16 protein-coding genes are annotated in these 14,177 nt (G+C 54.0%); 8 read left to right on the top strand and 8 right to left on the bottom strand.

All coding sequences use genetic code 11. The annotated features are described in order from the left end of the window. Window positions 1-425: 425 nt before the first annotated feature. Complete coding sequence (gene gmhB, locus BJP35_RS08845) at window positions 426-992, bottom strand: D-glycero-beta-D-manno-heptose 1,7-bisphosphate 7-phosphatase (protein ID WP_086463037.1); 567 nt, start codon at window positions 990-992, stop codon at window positions 426-428. A 188-nt stretch (window positions 993-1,180) separates the two neighbouring features. Between gmhB and metN the strand changes: the two genes are divergently transcribed. The 6 genes from metN to proS all read left to right on the top strand — a co-directional run bounded on the left by metN (window position 1,181) and on the right by proS (window position 6,757). Further along, entirely contained in the window at window positions 1,181-2,212 is a 1,032-nt protein-coding gene (gene metN / locus BJP35_RS08840; RefSeq protein ID WP_014168731.1) for a methionine ABC transporter ATP-binding protein MetN, read from the top strand. Next, window positions 2,205-2,858, top strand: a complete 654-nt coding sequence (locus tag BJP35_RS08835) for a methionine ABC transporter permease MetI (RefSeq protein ID WP_014168730.1) — start codon at window positions 2,205-2,207, stop codon at window positions 2,856-2,858. Before metN ends, BJP35_RS08835 begins: the two co-directional genes overlap by 8 nt. A gap of 40 nt (window positions 2,859-2,898) precedes the next feature. Next, entirely contained in the window at window positions 2,899-3,714 is an 816-nt protein-coding gene (metQ, locus tag BJP35_RS08830; RefSeq protein WP_014168729.1) for a methionine ABC transporter substrate-binding lipoprotein MetQ, read from the top strand. 106 nt (window positions 3,715-3,820) lie between these two features. Continuing rightward, window positions 3,821-4,225: an Rcs stress response system protein RcsF gene (rcsF, locus tag BJP35_RS08825; RefSeq protein ID WP_014168727.1), complete on the top strand. Its 405-nt coding sequence runs from the start codon at window positions 3,821-3,823 to the stop codon at window positions 4,223-4,225. Continuing rightward, on the top strand, window positions 4,222-4,926 hold the full coding sequence (tsaA, locus tag BJP35_RS08820; RefSeq protein ID WP_047743467.1) for a tRNA (N6-threonylcarbamoyladenosine(37)-N6)-methyltransferase TrmO: 705 nt from the start codon (window positions 4,222-4,224) through the stop codon (window positions 4,924-4,926). Before rcsF ends, tsaA begins: the two co-directional genes overlap by 4 nt. Before the next feature lie 112 nt (window positions 4,927-5,038). Beyond that, on the top strand, window positions 5,039-6,757 hold the full coding sequence (proS, locus tag BJP35_RS08815) for a proline--tRNA ligase (protein WP_014168725.1): 1,719 nt from the start codon (window positions 5,039-5,041) through the stop codon (window positions 6,755-6,757). 53 nt (window positions 6,758-6,810) lie between these two features. Here proS and nlpE read toward each other — a convergent pair whose 3' ends face one another. Genes nlpE through BJP35_RS08800 form a run of 3 tightly spaced genes read right to left on the bottom strand, consistent with a single transcriptional unit; the run spans window position 6,811 to window position 8,507 of the window. Continuing rightward, window positions 6,811-7,509, bottom strand: a complete 699-nt coding sequence (gene nlpE / locus BJP35_RS08810; protein WP_014168724.1) for an envelope stress response activation lipoprotein NlpE — start codon at window positions 7,507-7,509, stop codon at window positions 6,811-6,813. A gap of 33 nt (window positions 7,510-7,542) precedes the next feature. Further along, a complete protein-coding gene (arfB, locus tag BJP35_RS08805; RefSeq protein WP_050737481.1) occupies window positions 7,543-7,965 on the bottom strand; it encodes an alternative ribosome rescue aminoacyl-tRNA hydrolase ArfB in 423 nt (140 codons plus the stop codon). Further along, on the bottom strand, window positions 7,962-8,507 hold the full coding sequence (locus tag BJP35_RS08800; RefSeq protein ID WP_014168722.1) for a YaeQ family protein: 546 nt from the start codon (window positions 8,505-8,507) through the stop codon (window positions 7,962-7,964). The genes arfB and BJP35_RS08800 overlap by 4 nt, the downstream gene beginning before the upstream one ends. Window positions 8,508-8,703: 196 nt before the next feature. Here BJP35_RS08800 and BJP35_RS08795 point away from each other — a divergent pair, with 196 nt between their 5' ends. Then, window positions 8,704-8,904, top strand: coding sequence for a YaeP family protein (locus tag BJP35_RS08795; protein WP_014168721.1), 201 nt, complete (start codon window positions 8,704-8,706; stop codon window positions 8,902-8,904). Beyond that, the gene (gene rof, locus BJP35_RS08790; protein WP_014168720.1) at window positions 8,891-9,151 is read left to right on the top strand and encodes a Rho-binding antiterminator; all 261 of its coding nucleotides are present in this window, start codon (window positions 8,891-8,893) and stop codon (window positions 9,149-9,151) included. The genes BJP35_RS08795 and rof overlap by 14 nt, the downstream gene beginning before the upstream one ends. Before the next feature lie 28 nt (window positions 9,152-9,179). On the opposite strand, the gene tilS is transcribed toward rof, so the two are convergent. From tilS to accA, 4 genes are all read right to left on the bottom strand, one after another. After that, window positions 9,180-10,466 carry a tRNA lysidine(34) synthetase TilS gene (gene tilS / locus BJP35_RS08785; RefSeq protein ID WP_059306863.1) on the bottom strand — a complete coding sequence of 429 codons (1,287 nt, stop codon included), beginning with the start codon at window positions 10,464-10,466 and terminating at the stop codon, window positions 9,180-9,182. A gap of 57 nt (window positions 10,467-10,523) precedes the next feature. Continuing rightward, entirely contained in the window at window positions 10,524-10,913 is a 390-nt protein-coding gene (locus tag BJP35_RS08780; protein ID WP_086463036.1) for a VOC family protein, read from the bottom strand. 65 nt (window positions 10,914-10,978) lie between these two features. Continuing rightward, entirely contained in the window at window positions 10,979-13,111 is a 2,133-nt protein-coding gene (locus tag BJP35_RS08775) for a lysine decarboxylase LdcC (protein ID WP_086463035.1), read from the bottom strand. Between the two features lie 100 nt (window positions 13,112-13,211). Beyond that, entirely contained in the window at window positions 13,212-14,171 is a 960-nt protein-coding gene (gene accA, locus BJP35_RS08770; RefSeq protein ID WP_014168716.1) for an acetyl-CoA carboxylase carboxyl transferase subunit alpha, read from the bottom strand. Window positions 14,172-14,177: the final 6 nt, after the last annotated feature.

Below are 14,177 nucleotides of genomic sequence, written 5' to 3'. Positions count from 1 at the left end.
TGTGTTAGGCCTGCCGCCAGCGTTCAATCTGAGCCATGATCAAACTCTTCAATTTAAGTTTGATGCTCGTGAATTAAACTTCGTAATGAATTACGTATGTTCACTCAGAGACTTGGTATTCATTTTTCGTCCGAGGACGTTAAGAATCCATGTCACTTTGAGTGCCCACACAGATTGTCTGATAAATTGTTAAAGAGCAGTTGCGACGCGGCTTACAGCTCACCGTCGCGAGGTGGCGTATATTACGCTTTCCTCTTTCAGAGTCAACCCTGAAGTTCAGGATTTTTTCTCTTCAACCGACCGGGTTAACTGTGAAGTGATTCACATCTGCCGTGTCGATGGAGGCGCATTATAGGGTGCCACCGAGGAATGACAAGCGGAAATATGCATTTTTATTTCGACCGCTCACCTTTTCACCAAAAAGGCTATTTTTGGTGCTTTTTAATCTCTTTTGGCAGCTCTGCCAGGCTATTAATCACCCAATCCGCGGCACTCTCTGCTTCAGGGGTCACAGGTTTGCCGGTGCGCACAAGTATTTTAGTCCCCACACATGCGGCGGTTGCTGCCTGCATATCTTCCAGTTTATCGCCCACCATATAAGAAGCAGCCATATCGATATGCAGGAATTCCTGCGCAGAGATAAACATTCCCGGATGCGGCTTGCGGCAATCACACGTCTGGCGAAACTCTTCTACAGTTCCCTGCGGGTGGTGCGGGCAATAGTAAATGCCATCAAGTTCGACACCGCGGTCAGCCAGCGACCAGTCCATCCATTCCGTCAGCGTCTCGAATTGCGCCTCGGTGAATTTTCCACGTGCGATACCGGACTGGTTGGTCACGACCACCAGCGCATAGCCCATCTCTTTCAGCTGGCGCATGGCATCGATAACGCCCTCGATAAACTCGAACTCATCAATCTCGTGGACATAACCGTGATCCACATTAATAGTGCCATCACGATCGAGAAAAATTGCGGGTACTGATTTTGCCACCGGTTTGCTCCTGAAAAAGGCATGTACAGCTAGTATCTCATGAATCGCAGCGCAATAAAGTGCTCATCGTACAGAGTTGGATTGATTTAGACGTCTGGATGCCTTAACATCCGTTTTGTTTACGGTCATCACCCGTATCTGGCAGAAGAAAATGCCACGGCTAACTTACATACGATAAAAATAATCTAATGATTAAACTTTCCAATATCACCAAAGTGTTCCAGCAGGGGAACCGAACCATTCAGGCGCTGAACAATGTCAGCCTGCATGTTCCTGCTGGTCAAATTTATGGCGTCATTGGCGCATCGGGTGCAGGTAAAAGTACGCTGATCCGTTGTGTTAACCTGCTTGAGCGCCCAACCCAGGGTCGTGTAGAAGTAGGCGGGCAGGAACTGACCGCCCTTTCAGAGAAAGAACTGACGAAAGCACGCCGCCAGATTGGCATGATCTTCCAGCACTTTAACCTGCTGGCCTCCCGTACGGTGTTTGGCAACGTTGCCTTACCGCTGGAACTGGACAACACGCCAAAAGAAGAAGTTAAGCGTCGCGTAACCGAACTGCTGGATCTCGTCGGCCTAGGTGATAAACACGATAGCTACCCGGCAAACCTGTCCGGCGGACAAAAGCAGCGTGTGGCCATTGCCCGCGCGCTGGCAAGCAACCCGAAAGTGCTGCTGTGCGATGAAGCCACCAGCGCATTAGATCCCGCCACTACGCGTTCCATTCTGGAGCTGCTGAAGGACATCAACCGTCGCCTCGGCCTGACCATTCTCCTTATTACACATGAAATGGACGTGGTGAAACGCATCTGTGATTGCGTCGCGGTAATCAGCAACGGTGAGTTGATTGAGCAAGACACGGTCAGCGAAGTGTTTTCCCATCCGAAAACACCACTGGCACAACAGTTTATTCAGTCCACGCTGCACCTGGATATTCCGGAAGATTATCTGGAGCGTTTAAAAACAGAATCGACCGCTGACAGCGTCCCGATGCTGCGTATGGAGTTCACTGGCCAGTCCGTCGATGCACCGCTGCTGTCCGAAACCGCGCGCCGCTTTAATGTGAATAACAACATCATCAGCGCGCAAATGGATTACGCCGGTGGCGTGAAGTTCGGCATCATGCTGACGGAAATGCACGGCACACAAGCAGAAACCCAGGCGGCAATTGCCTGGCTGCAAGAACATCACGTAAAAGTAGAGGTACTGGGTTATGTCTGAGCCGATGATGTGGCTGCTGGTTCGCGGCGTTTGGGAAACGCTGGCAATGACCTTTGTATCAGGCTTCTTTGGTTTTGTGATTGGTCTGCCGGTCGGCGTGCTGCTGTATGTGACGCGCCCGGGACAAATCATTGAGAACGCGAAGCTGTATCGCACCCTGTCTGCACTGGTGAATATCTTCCGTTCTATCCCGTTCATTATTCTGCTGGTGTGGATGATTCCATTTACCCGTGTGATCGTGGGAACGTCTATCGGTTTGCAGGCAGCTATCGTTCCGCTGACCGTGGGAGCTGCGCCGTTTATCGCCCGTATGGTGGAAAACGCCCTGCTGGAAATCCCGACCGGTTTGATCGAGGCTTCCCGCGCGATGGGGGCAACGCCAATGCAGATCGTGCGTAAAGTCCTGCTGCCTGAAGCGCTGCCAGGGCTGGTTAACGCGGCAACCATTACGTTGATTACTCTGGTGGGTTATTCCGCGATGGGCGGTGCCGTTGGCGCCGGCGGTTTAGGCCAGATTGGCTACCAGTACGGCTATATTGGTTATAACGCTACCGTAATGAATACCGTTCTGGTATTGCTGGTTGTGCTGGTTTACTTAATCCAGTTCTCTGGCGATCGCATCGTCCGGACTGTTACTCACAAATAACGTTACACACAACACAAACTCGACGAGTTAAGGATATAACATGGCGTTTAAATTAAAGACCTTTGCAGCGGTAGGCGCGCTGATCGGCTCTCTGGCACTGGTGGGTTGCGGTCAGGACGAAAAAGATCCAAACCACATCAAAGTGGGCGTTATCGTGGGTGCAGAACAGCAGGTTGCTGAAGTCGCGCAGAAAGTCGCGAAAGAGAAGTATGGTCTGGACGTTGAGCTGGTGACCTTTAACGATTACGTTCTGCCGAACGAAGCGCTGAGCAAAGGCGATATCGACGCCAACGCCTTCCAGCACAAACCTTACCTGGATCAGCAGATCAAGGATCGCGGCTATAAACTGGTGGGTGTGGGTAACACCTTTGTTTACCCTATTGCCGGTTACTCCAAGAAAATTAAATCTCTGGACGAACTGCAGCCAGGCTCTCAGGTTGCCGTCCCTAACGACCCAACCAACCTTGGCCGTTCCCTGCTGCTGCTGCAGAAAGTGGGCCTGATTAAACTGAAAGACGGTGTTGGCCTGCTGCCAACCGTTCTGGATGTCACCGAGAATCCGAAAAATCTGAAAATTGTTGAGCTGGAAGCCCCACAGCTGCCACGTTCTCTCGACGACGCGCAGATTGCCCTGGCCGTTATCAACACCACGTACGCCAGCCAGATTGGCCTGACGCCAGCGAAAGACGGTATCTTCGTTGAAGACAAAGACTCCCCGTATGTAAACCTGATCGTGACTCGCGAAGACAACAAAGATGCGGAAAACGTGAAGAAGTTCGTACAGGCTTATCAGTCTGACGAAGTTTACCAGGAAGCCAACAAAGTGTTTAACGGCGGCGCTGTTAAGGGCTGGTAATCTCACCTCAGTGTAATATCATCAAGACGGGCTTATGCCCGTCTTGTCATTTGTGCAGTCAACTGATTCAATATCTGACGTTTTGATTATCCATTGAGGAATTATTATGCGTGCTTTACCGATCTGTCTTTTAGCACTCATGCTGAGCGGCTGTTCTATGCTAAGCAGATCTCCTGTTGAACCTGTCCAAAGCACGGCAACCCCGCCAAAAGCAGAACCCGTAAAACCGAAAGCGCCTCGCCCTGCGCCGGTTCGCATTATTACCAAAGCTGACGAACTCGTGGGTAAACCTTTCCGTGAACTGGGTGAAGTAAGCGGCGAATCCTGTCAGGCTACCAATCAGGACTCTCCACCGAATATCCCAACAGCGCGTAAACGCATGCAGATCAACGCGGCAAAAATGAAAGCCAACGCGGTTCTGCTGCATAGCTGCGAAGTGACCAGTGGAACACCGGGTTGCTACCGTCAGGCGGTTTGCATCGGCTCGGCGCTGAACATTACGGCGAAATGAGTTCATTTCAGTTCGAACAGATAGGCGTTATTCGCTCTCCCTATAAAGAGAAGTTCGCCGTGCCACGCCAGCCAGGTCTGGTCACCAGCGGTGGCGAGCTTCACTTGATCGCGCCCTACAATCAGGCCGATGCCGTACGCGGGCTCGAAGCATTCAGCCACTTATGGGTTGTGTTTGTGTTTCACCAGACGATGGAAGGTGGCTGGCGTCCGACCGTACGCCCTCCTCGCCTGGGAGGCAACGCCAGGATGGGGGTGTTTGCGACGCGCTCAACCTTCCGTCCAAACCCTGTCGGGATGTCGCTGGTCGAACTGAAAGGTATACGCTGTCAAAAGGATCAGGTCATACTGGAGTTAGGCAGCCTTGACCTGGTTGATGGCACGCCGGTTATCGATATCAAGCCGTATCTCCCCTTTGCCGAAGCGTTACCCGACGCCCGCGCAAGCTATGCCCAGGAAGCACCGCAGGCAGATATGCCTGTTCACTTCACGGCTGAGATAACCACGCAGCTTGAGCAGTTGGAAACACGCTATCCCCGCCTTCGTGACTTTATCACCGAAGTGCTGGCTCAGGACCCCCGTCCGGCCTATCGTAAAGAAGAGGACGCCGGGAAAACCTACGCCGTCTGGCTGCTGGATTTTAACGTTCGCTGGCGCGTGACCGGGGCAGGTTTTGAAGTGTTTGCCCTTGAACCCAGGTAATTTTGTCCTCCTCTCTTTTGGCATCTTTGCCACACTGGTAAACTAAACCACTTTTTTTGTCTCAGGCTGGTGTTTCAGCCTGTTCCAATCGTCGAAATGGAACCGTAACAACATGCGTACTAGCCAATATCTGCTCTCCACTCTGAAGGAGACGCCTGCCGACGCCGAAGTGATCAGCCATCAGCTGATGCTGCGCGCCGGGATGATCCGCAAGCTGGCCTCCGGGTTATATACCTGGCTGCCGACCGGCGTGCGCGTCCTGAAAAAAGTCGAAAACATCGTGCGTGAAGAGATGAACAACGCCGGTGCTATCGAGGTGTCCATGCCTGTGGTTCAGCCCGCTGACCTGTGGCAGGAGAGCGGCCGTTGGGAGCAATATGGCCCTGAGCTGCTGCGTTTCGTTGATCGTGGCGAGCGTCCATTCGTCCTCGGCCCAACGCATGAAGAAGTCATTACCGACCTGATTCGTAATGAGCTGAGCTCTTACAAACAGCTGCCGCTAAACTTCTTCCAGATCCAGACCAAGTTCCGTGATGAAGTTCGCCCACGTTTCGGCGTCATGCGCTCACGCGAATTCCTGATGAAAGATGCTTACTCTTTCCATACGTCTCAGGAATCGCTGCAAGAGACCTACGACAAAATGTACGAGGCTTACAGCAAAATCTTCTCCCGTATGGGTCTGGATTTCCGTGCTGTGCAGGCTGATACCGGTTCTATCGGCGGAAGCGCGTCTCATGAGTTCCAGGTTCTGGCTCAGAGCGGTGAAGACGATGTGATCTTCTCTGACTCTTCTGATTACGCTGCGAACATCGAGTTTGCAGAAGCGCTGGCCCCTAAAGCGCCACGTGCTGCTGCAACGGAAGAGATGACGCTGGTTGATACACCTCACGCAAAAACCATTGCCGAGCTGGTTGAGCAGTTCAACCTGCCCGTCGAAAAAACGGTAAAAACCCTGCTGGTGAAATCCACCGAAGGTAGCGCGTACCCGCTGGTTGCCCTGCTGGTGCGTGGCGATCACGAACTAAATGAAGTGAAAGCTGAGAAGCTGCCTCAGGTTGCCAGCCCGCTGACGTTCGCAACGGAAGCGGAAATCCGTGCCGTCGTGAACGCAGGTCCTGGCTCTCTGGGCCCGGTGAATATGCCGGTTCCGGTGGTTATTGACCGTACGGTAGCCGCAATGAGCGACTTCGCCGCTGGCGCTAACATCGACGGTAAACATTACTTCGGTATCAACTGGGATCGCGATGTCGCGACGCCGGAAGTGGCTGATATCCGTAACGTGGTGGCAGGCGATCCAAGCCCGGACGGCCAGGGCACCCTGATGATCAAACGCGGTATCGAAGTGGGCCACATCTTCCAACTGGGGGATAAATATTCCCGCGCGCTGAATGCCGCCGTTCAGGGGGAAGATGGCCGCAACCAGATCCTGACCATGGGTTGCTACGGTATCGGTGTGACGCGTGTGGTTGCAGCAGCCATTGAACAGAACTACGACGAACGTGGCATCGTCTGGCCAGACAATATCGCCCCGTTCCAGGTGGCTATTCTGCCAATGAACATGCACAAGTCTTACCGCGTGCAGGAGCTGGCCGAAAAACTTTACTCCGAGCTGCGCGCTCAGGGTATCGAAGTGCTGATGGATGACCGTAAAGAGCGTCCAGGCGTGATGTTTGCCGATATGGAACTGATCGGTATCCCGCACACCGTAGTCATCGGCGACCGTAACCTCGACAGCGACGACATTGAATACAAATACCGTCGCAGTGGTGAAAAGCAGATGATCAAGACTGGCGACATTCTTGATTACCTGGTGAAAGCCATCAAAGGTTAACGTTCAACAAAAAACCCCGCTCAGGCGGGGTTTTTTAATGGGTCGATATCGGCTTATTTACTGTTACAGTCTTTGCCCGCAACAAACTTCGCGTCTTTATCTGCCACCAGCGTTTTCACCAGCTCTCCGCTGTCCGGGTTCGGCTCCAGCGTAAAGTGACCATCTACCGTCAGCAGGACAGGCTTGCTGTCATTGCCGCGCGCAACAGCGTAATCACGCTCCAGCTGCGCATTGTTCGCCACGCTGATTTTCTTGCCGGTGGCGCAGTCGGTAAAGATCGCCGCATCCGCCATATAGAAATACATCCCACGCATTGGCATTGGCGTTGCAGGCAGGGCCGCTTTCACCGGGGCCAGCGTATAGTTGAACTGGGACTCAATCGGATTGCCTTCGCGGTCGAGCATCTCCATCCCTTCACCTTTGGCGCGGAAATAGGTTTTCTCACCGGTGGTATCCGTCAGTACCAGCTTCTCAGCCGTACGCGCCCATGTCCCGTAGGACGCAAAGGAAGATGGTTCTTTCGCCCCCTGATAACGCTGGTTCATAACCCAGGTACCGTCTTTCTGCAGGAACAGTGACGTTTCAATGCCCTCGCAGTCGGCACACGGTAAAACGCCGCGCCAGCTCTGCTGCATTGGTTTTAACTCTTCATTCTGCGCAGGCTGCACGACCTGCGTTTCAGAACGGTTGTTACACCCGAAAAGCGCAAACAGCGTACTCACTGCCAGCGCTGACAATAATGCTTTTTTCACAATGAATTCCTTATGAAATTGTGTTCCTTTTCGTCACTCCGTAGGGCGACGAACTTTACCGCGTAGTGCTTTCACTGTGGATTTTTGGGCCTTCGACGATAGCCGACGCTCTTTCGATGCGCGGGTCGGTCGCGTTGCCCGACGGCTTTTTTGCACTGTCGTTAATTCTTTAATCATCGACACCAGTCTGGCAATCGCCGCTTCGCGGTTCAACTCCTGGCTGCGGTACTCCTGCGCTTTAATCACAATCACGCCATCACTGGTGATCAGGTGATGGCTGGCAGCGAGCAGGCTTTCTTTGTAATACTCTGGCAGGCTGGAGGCCCGAATGTCAAAGCGCAAATGGATAGCCGTTGAAGCCTTGTTAACGTGCTGTCCACCCGCCCCCTGAGCACGGATGGCGGTGATCTCCAGCTCATTGTCAGGGATGCTAACGTTTCGGGACAAGACAATCATGGCGCTGGCTGCCACGCCGTCAAATGAATTTCCAGATTATTCTGAGAATCAGAAAGCCAGATAGCACCGTCCTGAATTGTGGCCTGCAGGACCATCGTCCGGCTGGCAAACTCGCTCAGCTTCGCCAGCTGCTCATCGTCCAGATACCAGACGGTAAGGTTGGCAAACTGCCCGCACTTGCTCTTGCTTTGCTGCCACCAGATTTCCGCAGCACGTTGATTATATGCGAATAACGCCACGTTAGCGGACTGCGTGCAGGCCTTTTTAATGCGGCGCTCATCCGGCAGACCGAGTTCAATCCATAAATCGATACCCAGATGATCGTTGTGCAGCCAGGCCTCTGGCTCGTCCTCAGCGCTTAAGCCACGGCTAAATTGCAGACGCTCGTCAGCATACTTTATCCACGCCAGCAGGCGCAGCATCATGCGCTCCTGGGTTTCAGAGGGGTGGCGTGCCAGAGTGAGTGACGCATCCAGGAACTGGTTGCGGTCAAGATCTGCCACATTGACCACAGCTTTATAAATTGTCGCTTTCAGCGCCATGAGAGAACTCCTTTCGAATCAGGCGCACATTGTAGCGAAAAAGGAATAAAAAGGCTGTTCCCGGGTGAACATTCACCGGCTATCAAGGCGCTGATATTGCTTAAATGAGTATGGTATAGTCACCTTGCTAAACCGAGTTTATCTTCGTAGGCTTAATGATATCTCACAGTAAGTCAGTGCGCTGGCGGGAGGGGATGTGAATAATTATTGTGAGTTAATTCGCAAACGGTATGCGGAAATCGCCAGCGGAGATCTGGGGTATGTCCCGGACGCGTTGGGCTGTGTATTGAAAGTGCTTAATGAAGTGGCCTCTGATGAGGGCCTTTCAGAATCGGTCAGGGAAAAAGCAGCGTATGCTGCGGCGAATTTACTGGTGAGCGATTATGTCAATGAATGAAACTTATCAACCCATCAATTGTGATGACTATGACAACCTCGAACTCGCCTGCCAGCATCATTTAATACTGACGCTGGAGCTAAAAGATGGCGAAGTGTTGAAGGCAAAAGCCAGCGACCTGGTTTCGCGAAAGAATGTGGAATATCTGATAGTGGAAGATGCCGGGGCGACGCGTGAGCTACGTCTGGACAAAATTGCCAGCTTCAGCCACCCGCAAATCGGCACCGTTGTGGTGAGCGAATCCTGATGACACTAACGGGCAGCCCGGCTGCCCGTTACGCTTTCCACTCAAACTGCACGCCCGTTTCTGCCCACCCCTCTTGCGTAATGAATACCCCCGCAGCAGCAATCAGCGTTTCACCGTAGAAAAGTAGCGGCGTGGTATCGCGTCGCCAGGGCGGCACATTGCTCTCCTGCCAGATTTTCTTCAGCTTCCGCCCTCCGTTGCGCCCGACAATATGCAGCAGACCGCCCGCCTTAAAGCGCACGGTGACCGGCTCCCCGGGTTCAGGCAGACGTACATGGCCGGTTGGCACCAAAGACACACGACCGGCATCACAGGGCAACAGCAGCGGTTCCGCAAGCGACGGCCAGTCGAGTACCCTGTCGGCGAGCGAGGGAGATGATTTAACCCACCAGAGCGCCCCTTTATAGCGTCTGACGTCGAAACCGTTCAGGTGCACACACGGCGTAGCATCTTCCCGCGCCAGGGCGACTTCATCCCAGAAACGAGCCAGCATTGCCCGCGACGGCATAGCGGCACCGTGAGAGGCCAGCCAGCGTCGTAACAATGCGGCCCGACGCGCCGGGCTCATCGCTTCCAGCGGTGCGATGGTAAGCGATCCCTGCGCGGAAATCAGTTCCGCCAGCTCTTCGCTCAGCAGCTCATCCAGCAGACTCTCCTGTTCAGCGCACAGCATGGCGCTGCGTGCTGCCGCTTCTGCAAAGTGCGGCCAGCGTTCGCTCAGAAGCGGTACGACACGCAGACGCAGGAAGTTACGGTCATAGCGGTCATCCTGGTTGCTTTCATCTTCAATCCAGCTCAGCTCGTGTTCCCGTGCCCACGTTTCCAGCGAGGCTCGCGTCTCGCCAAGCAGTGGGCGAAGGAGGTGCGATCCGGCGAAATCAGCCCGTTCTGGCATCGCGGATAATCCCGCCGGGCCGCTTCCTCGTTTGAGGGCCAGTAATAACGTCTCGCACTGGTCATCGAGATGCTGCGCCGTGACCAGCGCTTCGTCAGGCTGTAATTCAGCGGCAAAAGCGGCATAGCGTGCTTTACGCGCCTGCGCCTCAATGCCCAGCCCCTCATCCTGGAGATGTACACGTTCAACAGTCAGCGGGATCGCCCATGCCGCACACACCGCCTCGCAGTGTGCCACCCACGCATCCGCGTGCGGGCTTAACCCGTGATGAATGTGCATCGCCCGAAGCTGAATATCAGGCTCGTTGTCACGCCAGAGTTTGAGACGGTGGAGCAAAACGGTGGAATCCAGGCCACCGCTAAACCCCACCAGCAGCTGGCGGTACGGTGAAACGGCTTGAGCAATCGCGGGTAGGGTCATAGAAAATCACATATAAAAATGCCCGAACTGAGCGGGCATTATCACACAGGGTGGAAATTACTGCTGGTAAAGCTCCAGCGGAAGGCCATCCGGATCGTTGAAAAAGGTAAAACGCTTGTCGGTTAACGGATCGATACGAATCGCTTCGCACTTCACGCCGTGGGTCTCCAGATGTTTTACGGCGCGATCAATGTCGTCGACGCTAAAGGCAAGGTGGCGCAGGCCGCAGGCTTCCGGGCGGGACGGACGTGCTGGCGGAAAAGGAAAAGAGAACAGCTCAATCACATATTGCCCGTTTAAAGCGAGATCGCCTTTCCAGGAGTCACGCTCCTCACGGTAAGCCTCGCTTAACAACGTAAAGCCCAGAATATCGCAGTAGAAGGCCTTACTTTTTGCGTAATCGGTGGCAATGATCGCAATATGGTGAACCTGTTTTAAACCCAGCATAGCTTCTCCTTTTTATGATGCCTGAACGTTACAACCGACAACCCGGGCCTGGCAAGCTGTCGCCCTTATTTTAGGACTCGCACCCAGTAAACCCCTTGCTCATCGCGCTTCGCCCCGTGAATATCAGTCTCAAAGCCCGGATAGTGGCGACCCACTGAGCAGAGCATCAGCAGAAAATCGAGCACCGCCCGACTCTCTTCGGTGATCATCTCCCCCGGCATCAACAACGGTACGCCCGGCGGATAAGGCAGGATCATATTAGCCGACACGCGCCCGACCAGATTTTCCAGCTCAACGGTTTCAACCTCCCCTTTCACCTGACGTTGCCAGGCCTTGTGTGGGGTCAACTTCATCTCCGGCAGCACGTCAAACGCCTGCAGCATCAGGCGCGGCAGATCGTGCTGACGGATCAGCCGATGGATCCCCTGGGCCAGATCCTGAATGCGCATATTGCGGTAGAAGTCAGGATCTTCAGCATAAAGATCCGGCAGCATATTTTTCACCCGCAGGTTGAGATCGTAAGCGCGCTTAAACTCCATCAGTCCGCGCAATAAGCCCATCGCACGGGTTTTATCAATCCCGATACTGAACAGGAACAAGAGGTTATACGGGCCGGTTTTCTCCACCACTACGCCACGTTCATCAAGGAATTTTGCCACCAGAGCAGCAGGAATGCCTTCGTCACTCATCGTGCCCTGTTCGTCCATCCCCGGCGTCAGGATCGTCACCTTCACCGGGTCGAGGAACATATGGTCGGCGTCGGCATCGCGAAAACCGTGCCAGCTCTCGCCGGGTGAGACAGGCCAGCACTCGGCCTCATCAATCTCTTCGGGTTGCCAGATATCGAAGAACCAGCCGTCCGCTTCATCTTTCAGCCGCTGGACTTCTTTACGGAAATGCAGCGCCCGCTCCACAGACCGATTGATCAGACGCTTGCCCGGATTCCCGCGCAGCATTGCCGCCGCCGTTTCAATAGAGGCCACCAGCGGATAGCTTGGCGAGGTGGTGGTGTGCATCATAAAGGCTTCGTTAAACGTCTCTTCGTCGTACTCGCCTTTGATGTGAATAAGCGAGGCCTGAGAAAACGCGGCCAGCATTTTGTGCGTCGACTGCGTTTCGAAAAACACTTTGCCCGGCACGCGCTCACCGCTCATGCCGCTTTTTCCCGCGTAAATCGGGTGAAAGTTGGTGTATGGCACCCACGCGGAGTCAAAGTGGATCGACGGCACATCCAGCGTCTGCTTAATCCAGGTGGTGTTATAGAGCAGACCGTCATAGGTGGAGTTAGTGATGACCGCATGGATCGGCCAGCTTGCCCCCGGGATCGCCGCGACCTTATGTTCAATCGCGGCGTGGCTAAATTCACGACGCGGGATCCCGCCGAGGATCCCAAGCGCGTTTCGCGTCGGGGAGAGCCATAACGGCACGACATCGCTCATCATCAGCAGATGAGCCAGCGACTTGTGGCAGTTACGGTCAATCAGCAAGGTGCTGCCGGCGGGTGCGGCGTACATTCCGACGATTTTGTTTGATGTCGAGGTACCGTTGGTCACCATATAACTCTGCTCGGCCCCAAAAGTCCGGGCAATGTATTCTTCAGCTTCCAGGTGCGGTCCGGTGTGATCGAGCAGCGAGCCGAGTTCAGTGACGGAAATCGACACGTCCGCTTTGAGCGTGTTGCCCCCGAAGAAATCATAGAACAAACAACCCACCGGGCTTTTTTGATAGGCCGTCCCGGCCATATGGCCAGGCGTGCAGAAGGTGTATTTGCCTTCTTTGACGTAAGTAAACAGCGCGCGGGTAAACGGTGGCGTGATGTTATCGAGATATTCACCGGTGTACTGCTGAATACGGGTCGCAATATCTTCCGCGACACCGAGTGAGTATTCAAAGAACCACAGCGCCATTCGCATATCATGAGCGCTCACGTCCATTGTCGAGTGGGTATTAATAAAAGCGTACAGCGGGAGATATTCGTTCAGCTTATTGATATCGCTGCACAACTCCATGTCGTACTCGTCCCAGTCGAAGATCACGCCACAGATGCGAGGGTTGTGCTCGATAAATTTCAGCAGGTCGGCGCTATTGTGCGGCCAAATCAACTGGTACCCGCGGGACTGAAGGGCGTGCTCCAGCTCCTTAATGGGCTCGTCTTTATAAAAGACGCCGTGCGGCCCCATAATGGCGATGATGTTCACGGTTTACCTCCTTGAAAAACATTAGCTAAGCATAGTTAAGGTAAACGGCAGGCATAAAAAAAGCCGCAACAATGTGCGGCTTTTAGGATAATTGTGAAGCTTACGCGTAACCGTAGGTCATCAGACGCTGGTAACGACGGTTGAGCAGATCTTCTGTGCTCAGGACATCCAGGTCCGCCAGGTCTGCCAGCAGCTGCGCTTTCAGGGAAGCCGCCATCACTTCCGGCTTACGATGCGCGCCACCCAGAGGTTCAGGGATCACGGAGTCGATCAGCTTCAGCTCTTTCAGACGTGGGGCAATGATGCCCATCGCTTCTGCAGCCAGAGGCGCTTTATCGGCGCTCTTCCACAGAATAGAGGCGCAGCCTTCCGGGGAGATAACGGAATAGGTGCTGTACTGCAGCATATTCACTTTATCGCCCACGCCAATCGCCAGCGCACCACCGGAACCCCCTTCACCGATAACGGTACAGATGACCGGCACCTTCAGGCGAGACATCTCGCGAAGGTTACGTGCGATGGCTTCTGACTGGCCACGCTCTTCCGCGCCCACGCCAGGATACGCACCCGGGGTGTCGATGAAGGTGATGATTGGCATCTTGAAACGCTCAGCCATCTCCATCAGACGCAGGGCTTTACGGTAGCCTTCTGGTGCCGGCATACCAAAGTTACGGCGAATTTTCTCTTTGGTTTCACGACCTTTCTGATGACCAATGATCATCACCGGGCGCCCGTCCAGACGTGCGATGCCACCGACGATAGCTTTGTCGTCAGCGTAAGCGCGATCGCCTGCCAGTTCGTCAAATTCGTCAAACGCCAGGCGGACATAATCCAGGGTGTACGGACGCTGTGGATGACGCGCCAGCTGGGCGATCTGCCATGCGCCGAGATCGGCAAAGATTTTGCGCGTCAGTTCTACGCTTTTCTCACGCAGACGATGCACTTCTTCATCGATGTTAATATCCAGTTTTTCATCCTGACGGCTTACCGCTGTCAGAGAATCGATTTTCGCTTCCAGCTCAGCAATCGGCTGTTCGAAATCAAGGAAATTCAGACTCATAGTATT

The sequence above is a fragment of the Enterobacter sp. J49 genome (assembly GCF_002148625.1).
Taxonomy (GTDB): Bacteria; Pseudomonadota; Gammaproteobacteria; order Enterobacterales; family Enterobacteriaceae; genus Enterobacter; species Enterobacter ludwigii.
The sequence above is the reverse complement of the archived record's forward strand: the minus strand, read 5'-3'. Positions and strand labels throughout refer to the sequence as shown.